Origin of the sequence: Noviherbaspirillum sp., assembly GCF_035654295.1 — a bacterium.
In the GTDB taxonomy this organism is placed as follows: domain Bacteria; phylum Pseudomonadota; class Gammaproteobacteria; order Burkholderiales; family Burkholderiaceae_D; genus Noviherbaspirillum.
Genome location: NZ_DASRXF010000181.1, coordinates 1 through 7,554, shown reverse-complemented (window position 1 = coordinate 7,554; position 7,554 = coordinate 1). Strand labels below are relative to the sequence as shown.

Below are 7,554 nucleotides of genomic sequence, written 5' to 3'. Positions count from 1 at the left end.
CTCGCGGTCGCCGCTGACGCTCAGCTCGCGCAGCAGCTTGCGCGCGCCGGCCATGTCGCCGCGCTTGGCGATCACTTGCGCGCGCTTGACCTGCGCGTTCAGGTAGGCTTCGCCGGGCTCGATCTGCGCCAGCCACTTGAGTACGGCGTCGCTGTCCTTGCGCTCTTCGGCGATCTGCGCGAGCAGCAGCAATGCCTGCGCCGGATCGCGCTCGTCATCCGGCTTGGCGGAGAGGAGGTTGAGGTAGGTGGTCAGGTACTGCTCGGCCGACTTCAGGTCATTGGTCTGCATCGCCAGTACGCCGAGCGCGTACAACGAGGTCAGGTCCTGCGGCTGGTCCTTGAGCAGGGCCTCGAATTCGGTGCGTGCCTTGGCATACTGCTTCTGCTCGATCAGCATGCGTGCGTAGGCCATGCGCGCATCGCGTGCCTTCGGATAGCGGGCGACAAAGTCGCCGAGCAGCTTGAGCGACTCGGCCTTGTCGGGCATGACCTGCACCAGCGCAAGTATCGCAAGTTCGGAATCGGGCTTGGCCTTGAGGGCGGTCTCCGCTTCGGTGCGTGCACGTTGCGCGTCGCCGTTGGCATACGCGGCTTGCGCTAGCGCCAGGCGCGCTTCCGGAAGGTCGAGGTAGGGCTGGAGGACGCGCTCCAGCATGGAGAAGGCCTCGCTCTTGTCCTTCGCGCGGGCGAGCAGGCGCTGCATCTGGAACGCGAGCAGGCCGCGTGTCTGCGGACGCGCATCCTTGAGGCGCTGCTCGAGAATGGGCTGTGCCTCGTCGAGCTTGTCGCTCAGGATGATGAAACTCAGGAGGTACTGTGTGGCCTCGTCGGAATCCGGCGACAGCGTGCGCCACAGGCGCACCGCGCTGAGCGCTTCGTCCGCCTGCTTGGCGGTCAGGGCAATTTCCGCCGCGCGCCGCGCCAGGCGCGGGTCGCGCGTCTCCTGCGCGATCGAGAGCAGGGTGACGTAGGCCGTCTGCCAGTCGCCGCGCTGGAAGGCGATCTCGGAGGTGACCAGCTTGTACATCAGCTCATCCGTCAGCTCGACCGACGGCAGCGGGTCTTCCTGCTTCTGCTCGCTTGCACCCGGCCGCCTGTGGGGCGATGCTGTGGACGGCTTCCTGACCACCGACTCTTCGGTGCTGGCCACGACAGTCGATCCGGACGCCGCCGCGGGCTGCGCAGGCTGGATGGTGTGCGTTGCGCACGCCGACAACAGAATCGGCAGAGTTACAATGAGAAGAGTGTTTTTCAAGGAAGATTCCCAGCTAATCAGGCAGTGTTCAATTTTACGCCCAACGAGGGCGCTATGCGCACGGGTAATACGGGCGGCGAAGCCCACCCCACGCCCTTGCAGTCGCTGCAGCAAGCCTTGCCGATGCCGCACCCAGTGATACCACGTTTGCCCTGTATCAAATTTGTCCTTCTACAAAGAGTTGTGTGAACAATGCCCGAATTGCCCGAAGTTGAAGTGACTCGCCGGGGCGTCGCCCCGCATCTCGATGGCCGCGTAGTGGACGCGGTCGCGCTGCGGCATACCGGACTGCGGTGGCCGTTCCCCGAAGGGCTCGCCGAGCGCGTGCGCGGGCAGCGGATCCTATCAACTGGCCGGCGCGGCAAGTACCTGCTGATCCGTTTCGACCACGGCACGTTGATCGTGCACCTCGGCATGTCGGGCCACCTGCGCATATTGCCGCTCGGGACACCGCCCCAGAAACACGACCACTTCGATCTCGTCGTCGGCGGCCAGGTAATGCGTATGACCGATCCGCGGCGCTTCGGTGCGGTGCTGTGGCATGGCAATGAGGACGGCGATGTGGATGAACACTTGCTGTTGCGCGGCCTCGGTGTCGAACCGCTTGGCGAGGCGTTCAGCGCGCAATTGCTTTACAGATTGACACGCCGTCGCAGCGCGCCGATCAAGCAGGTGTTGCTTGCCGGAGACATTGTCGTCGGCGTCGGCAATATCTATGCATCGGAAAGCCTGTTCAAGGCCGGCATCAATCCGCGCACCCCGGCACACCGGATCGGCCTCGCGCGCTATGAGCGGCTGGCGTCCGCAATCCGCGAAACGCTTGCCGCCGCTATAGAGCAGGGCGGCAGCACGCTGAGGGATTTCATGGCTGCGGACGGCAAGCCGGGGTATTTCCAGCAAAGCTACTACGTCTACGACCGGGCGGGAGAACCGTGCCGCATCTGCCACGGGGAGGTGCGGATCATCAAGCAGGGACAGCGCTCCACCTTCTATTGCCCAAATTGTCAAAAGTGAGAACGGGTGCTAGATTCGTAATCATTTCGTGTTAGCTTGGGGAAATTGTGAGCAATCTGGTACAGAAGTTCCAGGAGTACAGCGGCTGGCGCAACAATGTCCTGTCCGCGCTCGAGCGCTATCGCGCCTGCATCGGCTCGGCCGAGCTGGGCGACGCCGTCAGCGACCAGCACTTCTCGCGGCTCAAGGCCAGGCTGACCGACGACAAGCTGTCGATCGCCTTCGTCGCCGAATTCTCGCGCGGCAAGTCCGAGCTGATCAACGCCATCTTCTTCGCCGATTACGGCCAGCGCATCCTGCCGTCCTCGGCCGGCCGCACTACGATGTGCCCGACGGAACTGCTGTATGACGAAACCTTCCCGCCGTCGATCCGCCTGCTGCCGATCGAGACGCGGGCCGAGGCGGCCTCGACCAGCGACTACAAGGACAACAACCATGTCTGGACCGTGCTGCCGCTGGATATCGCTTCCGGCGAGGGCATGCTGGACGCCTTCCGGCAAGTCAGCCTGACCAAGCGCGTGCCGGTCGAAGAGGCCAAGCGCTACGGCCTGTACCACGAGGACGATCCGGATGCGTCGCTGTCGGTCGGTGACGACGGCCTGGTGGAAATCTCGCAGTGGCGCCATGCGATCGTCAACTTTCCCCATCCCTTGCTGAAGCAGGGGCTGGTCATCATCGATACGCCCGGACTGAATGCCATCGGCACCGAGCCCGAGCTGACCCTGAACCTGATCCCGAACGCGCATGCCGTGCTGTTCATCCTGGCTGCCGATACCGGCGTGACCAAGAGCGACATCGAGGTATGGCGCGACCACATCGGCGGCGGGCCGGCCCGCCTTGTCGTGCTCAACAAGATCGACAGCATGTGGGACGAGTTGCGCAGCGCGGGCGAAATCGAAGAGCAGATCGAAAAGCAGGTCGCAACAGTGGCCCACACGCTCAGCCTGTCCACGCACCAGGTGTTCCCGATCTCGGCCCAGAAAGGCCTGGTCGGCAAGGTCAACCGCGACGCGGAACTGCTGGAGAAAAGCCGCCTTCCGGACCTCGAAGCCGCGCTGTCGGAAGAGCTGATCCCCAGCAAGCGCGAAATCGTGCGCGCCCAGCTCGAATCGGAAGTCAACGATCTCGCCGCAGCAAAACAGGCGCTGCTGGCCTCGCGCAGCCGCAACGTGGTCGAGCAGCTGGTCGAGCTGAAGAGCCTGCGGGGCAAGAACCAGTCCATCATCGAGCACATGATGAAGCGCGTCGATCTCGAGAAGAAGGAGTTCGACAGCAGCCTGCTCAAGCTGCAGGGAACGCGCGCCGTGTTCACGCGGCTGTCGACGGAAGTGTTCACCAGCCTCGGCATGGACATCCTGAAGGAAGAGATCCACAACACGCGCGATGCCATGGAGAAGAGCAGGTTCTCGGCCGGCATGCGCAACGCGGTGAAGGATTTCTTTACGCGCGTGCGCGGCAACCTCGCGATCTCCGGTCAGAAGACCGATGAGATCACCGAGATGATGACGGTGATGTACCGCAAGTTCTCGACCGAACACGGTCTTGCCCTTTCCGCACCCATGCCGTTCTCGCTGGAGAAGTATCTCAAGGAGATCGAGCTGATCGAGAGCGTGTACCACAAGCAGTTCGGCACCGCGGCCATCCTCACGATGCCGCAGGTGGCGCTGATGACCAAGTTCTTCGACTCGATCGCGTCGCGCGTCAAGCAGAGCTTCCTGCAGGCCAACCGCGACGTCGAGGCCTGGCTCAAGGTGGTGATGGCGCCGCTCGAGGCGCAGATCTGGGAGCATCGTTCCCAGCTGAAGAAGCGCCGCCAATCGATCGAACGCATCCATCTCGCCACGGATACCCTGGAAGAGAAGGTGCAGGCGCTGGAGGCGATGCAGGCGGAGATCGAGGAGCAGAAGCAGACCTTGCAAGCCCTGGAAGCCGACCTCAAGAGTGCGATTGCGGCGGAACTGACTGCACTGAGGGCGGCCGCTTAGATGAAACGCATTGCAACGGCGCCGCGATCGGCCGGCGCCGGCGGAGACTTTTCGGATCCGGATTTTTCCAAGGACGTGATCCGCTGGCAGAAGAAGCATGGCCGCCATACCCTGCCGTGGCAGAACACCCGCGACGCCTACCGCATCTGGCTGTCCGAGATCATGCTGCAGCAGACGCAGGTCTCGGCGGTCATACCCTATTACCTCCGTTTTCTCGATCGCTTCCCCGACGTCCGCTCGCTCGCCGAGGCGGCATCGGAAGAGGTAATGTCGCACTGGAGCGGCCTCGGCTATTACTCGCGGGCCCGCAACCTGCACCGCTGCGCGCAACGTGTCGTCGCCGAGCACGACGGCGTTTTCCCCAGCGATCCGGAGCTGCTCGCCGACCTGCCCGGCATTGGCCGTTCCACCGCCGCGGCCATCGCAGCCTTTGCCTACGGCACCCGCGCCGCCATCCTGGACGGCAACGTCAAGCGGGTCTTCGCGCGCGCCTTCGGCATCGAAGGCTTCCCAGGCGCCAAGCCGGTGGAAGACAAGATGTGGCTGCGCGCCGTCGCCCTGTTGCCGGAGCAGGACATCGGGTCATATACGCAGGGATTGATGGACTTGGGCGCAACGCTGTGCACCCGCAGCAGTCCCTCATGTCATGAATGCCCCCTCGCGCAACGCTGCGTGGCACTATCGAGCGGGCGTGTCCACCTGCTGCCGGAAAGGCGCCCCAAAAAGGCTGTGCCGGAGAGGACGACGACCATGCTGGTCATCACGCATGATGAGCATGTCTTGCTGGAACAGCGGCCGGATTCGGGCATCTGGGGCGGATTGATGTCCTTGCCGGAAGTCGGGGAGGGCACAGACGCAACCCTCGCTGCCGCATCGATGTTCGGCGAACCCGAGTCCTGCGAGAAGCTGACCCCGTTCTCCCATACGTTCACCCACTTCAAGCTGCATGTGTCGCCGTACCGCGTCCGGCTTGCGCAACGTGGCCATGCAGTACGGCACTCGAAGCACCATTGGTACCCGGCAGAACGGCTGCCGGATGCGCCGCTGCCGGCGCCGGTCAAGAAGCTCCTGCTTGCGGTGTTCGGCGACCAGGATTTGCTCAGTCGTTGATCCACTCCACCCGATTGCGGCCGAGCTGCTTGGCCTTGTAGAGCGCCGAGTCCGCGCGCGAAATCAGGTCGGTGATCTTTTCCCCGCACCGGTATTGCGCGACGCCGATCGACAGCGAGATGTGCTTCTGCTCAAGAACCTTCTGGAAGTCGAGGAAATGTGCGTACACGCGCAGGCGTTCGGCATGCATGACGGCGCCCTTGACCTCGGTATCCGGCAGGATCTGCATGAATTCATCGCCGCCGTAGCGTCCGAGAATGTCGGTGTCGCGGATGCTGTCGCGCGCCACCCGCGCGAATTCCTTGAGGATGGTATCGCCGGCGAGGTGGCCGTTGTTGTCGTTGATTTCCTTGAACTTGTCGATATCGATCAGGCAGATCGTGAACGGAATGCCGCGGCTGTCGGCCTGCAGTTTCGCCTGTTCCAGCTCGGCCTGCAGCTGGCGCCGGTTGTACAGGCCGGTCAATTCGTCGCGGACGGATTTCTCTTCGTAGTGCTCCAGCTGATAACGCGTCGCACGCAGCAGCTGGCGCAGGTTCTGGATCTGCTTGCCGACCAGGATCATGCCCGGCAGGGTAAGCGCCAGCACGAACCATTGCGCGAGATCGGCGCGGAAACCGAAGTCGTAGCCCTCGACCTGGGCGCGCAGCAGGATGATGCCGAGGTAGGCCGCCAGGCAGCCGACCGACAGCAGGATCAGCGAGGCCGTCGAGAGCCGGAATATGCCGAATGAGAACGCGATCAGGATGAAAGGCACGAGCGCAATCTGCGTCGCGCGCTCGAGATAGGCGACACCGAGCATGATGAGCAGCGAGGTCATCAGCTGCGGCAGCATCAGGCTGGGTTCCTGGAAGCGTTGGTTCACGCCGAAGCGGAAGACGCTGTAGAACGCAATCACGACCGCCACCACGACCGCGGCGACAGCGGAAAAGGTCAAGCCGCTGATGAAACCCTGGCGATAGAAGATGTACAGGCTGAGCGCATACAGCAGCGAAATGAGGCTGATCGGCGAAATCTGTGGAACGCGAACGGGCTGCATGGTCTTGCGGCGGTTGAGTGTCTCTGACCGCATCGTCTCGCGTGCGTCGTCCAATAGCATGTGGTTAGCGCTCAATGGTGTGCCGTGAATGCTTGCGGGTTGCGGGGAGTTTTTGCCGGTGCGGCAGTGACCTGCCATTTATCCTACGAATGGCCGCCGACGGTCTTGCGCGGTAACAAACCGGCGATAGAAAGTGAGGCAGGGCAGGGGCAGGCGCGGAACATTCTCGCAAATGTCACATCGCCGGGCGCTGAAGCGAGCGTTTTGTTGTCTTTGTTTCAAGCGCGCGCACAGTGGCGCTAGACGATCTTGTGCTGCACGAGGTACTGGTGGACGATCGACAGGCGGTTCCCGGCGTCGGGCAGTTCCATCAGCTTCTGCCTGGCCTTCAGGGGGATAGGCAGGATCTCGCACCAGCGGTTCGACACCCAGCTTGCGCTGTCGAGCCGGGCCGGCTGGGAGAACGGGCTGACAAATCCCGCGCCTTCTTCCGCGCGTCCCTTTGCATTCACGTCGTCGATGACGATCTTGAGGGTCTTCGCGCAGATGACGTGGATGTCGCTGACCGGCGGGTCGCTATCGGGGGCGATAAGCTCGGCGCGCGCTTCAAGACGCTGGTCGGGCAGGACGCGCGTTTCCAGGATACGGAAGCGCTGTCCGCCCTGGGTGCGCAGCATCATCACGCCCAGGTTCTCCATGTCCCAGCCCGTAATGCTCGCCAGGCAGCCGACTTCCTCGGGCTCCGCCGCGACGCCGACTTCCTGGCCGCTCCTGATCAGCACGACGCCGAAGGGCGCGTTGTTCCGCATGCACTCGCGCACCATGTCGATATAGCGCGCCTCGAACACTTTCAGCGGAAGGACCCCGTCCGGGAACAGGACGGTCTTGAGCGGGAATAGCGGCAGCCAGGAGTCGGGGGTGGACATGCGGGCGGCTTCAGGTGAGCTCGCGATGCCGCACCAGCACGCGTTCCGATGCATGGAAATGCCGCGCCAGCTGTTCCACCATGTAGACCGAGCGATGCTGGCCGCCGGTGCAGCCGACCGCGATGGTCAGGTAGCTGCGGTTGTCATTCTTGAAGGCCGGCAGCCACTTTTCGACGAAGGTGCGGATATCGGCGAGCAGTTCCGCGACATGCGCCTGCGCGTC

General features: G+C 63.3%; 7 protein-coding genes. 3 read left to right on the top strand and 4 right to left on the bottom strand.

Features of this window, described 5'->3' with window-relative positions; all coding sequences use genetic code 11:
• Window positions 1-1,257 (bottom strand): tetratricopeptide repeat protein (locus VFF99_RS17350; RefSeq protein ID WP_325020113.1); only part of this gene is annotated, 1,257 nt, incomplete at its 3' end.
• Window positions 1,258-1,449: 192 nt separating this feature from the next.
• On the opposite strand from VFF99_RS17350, the gene mutM reads away from it, so the two are divergent.
• The 3 genes from mutM to mutY are packed head-to-tail and all read left to right on the top strand — an operon-like array spanning window position 1,450 to window position 5,366.
• Window positions 1,450-2,271 (top strand): bifunctional DNA-formamidopyrimidine glycosylase/DNA-(apurinic or apyrimidinic site) lyase, encoded by an 822-nt coding sequence (gene mutM, locus VFF99_RS17345; protein WP_325020111.1) that lies wholly within the window; start codon window positions 1,450-1,452, stop codon window positions 2,269-2,271.
• 47 nt (window positions 2,272-2,318) lie between these two features.
• Window positions 2,319-4,256 (top strand): dynamin family protein, encoded by a 1,938-nt coding sequence (locus VFF99_RS17340; protein WP_325020110.1) that lies wholly within the window; start codon window positions 2,319-2,321, stop codon window positions 4,254-4,256.
• Window positions 4,257-5,366: an A/G-specific adenine glycosylase gene (gene mutY, locus VFF99_RS17335; protein WP_325020108.1), complete on the top strand. Its 1,110-nt coding sequence runs from the start codon at window positions 4,257-4,259 to the stop codon at window positions 5,364-5,366.
• Here the strand turns inward: mutY and VFF99_RS17330 are convergent.
• From VFF99_RS17330 to VFF99_RS17320, 3 genes are all read right to left on the bottom strand, one after another.
• Entirely contained in the window at window positions 5,356-6,465 is a 1,110-nt protein-coding gene (locus VFF99_RS17330) for a GGDEF domain-containing protein (RefSeq protein ID WP_325020106.1), read from the bottom strand. The genes mutY and VFF99_RS17330 overlap by 11 nt on opposite strands.
• Before the next feature lie 239 nt (window positions 6,466-6,704).
• Window positions 6,705-7,331, bottom strand: coding sequence for an LON peptidase substrate-binding domain-containing protein (locus VFF99_RS17325; protein ID WP_325020104.1), 627 nt, complete (start codon window positions 7,329-7,331; stop codon window positions 6,705-6,707).
• 10 nt (window positions 7,332-7,341) lie between these two features.
• Window positions 7,342-7,554, bottom strand: a 213-nt coding sequence (locus VFF99_RS17320) for a RapZ C-terminal domain-containing protein (RefSeq protein ID WP_325020102.1), incomplete at its 5' end; no start/stop codon positions are given.

Excerpts from the sequence above, each read along its gene's own strand:
- mutY (WP_325020108.1), top strand. The coding sequence starts at position 4,257 with ATGAAACGCATTGCAACGGCGCCGCGATCGGCCGGCGCCGGCGGAGAC.
- mutM (WP_325020111.1), top strand. The coding sequence starts at position 1,450 with ATGCCCGAATTGCCCGAAGTTGAAGTGACTCGCCGGGGCGTCGCCCCG.
- VFF99_RS17330 (WP_325020106.1), bottom strand. The coding sequence starts at position 6,465 with ATGCTATTGGACGACGCACGCGAGACGATGCGGTCAGAGACACTCAAC.
- VFF99_RS17325 (WP_325020104.1), bottom strand. The coding sequence starts at position 7,331 with ATGTCCACCCCCGACTCCTGGCTGCCGCTATTCCCGCTCAAGACCGTC.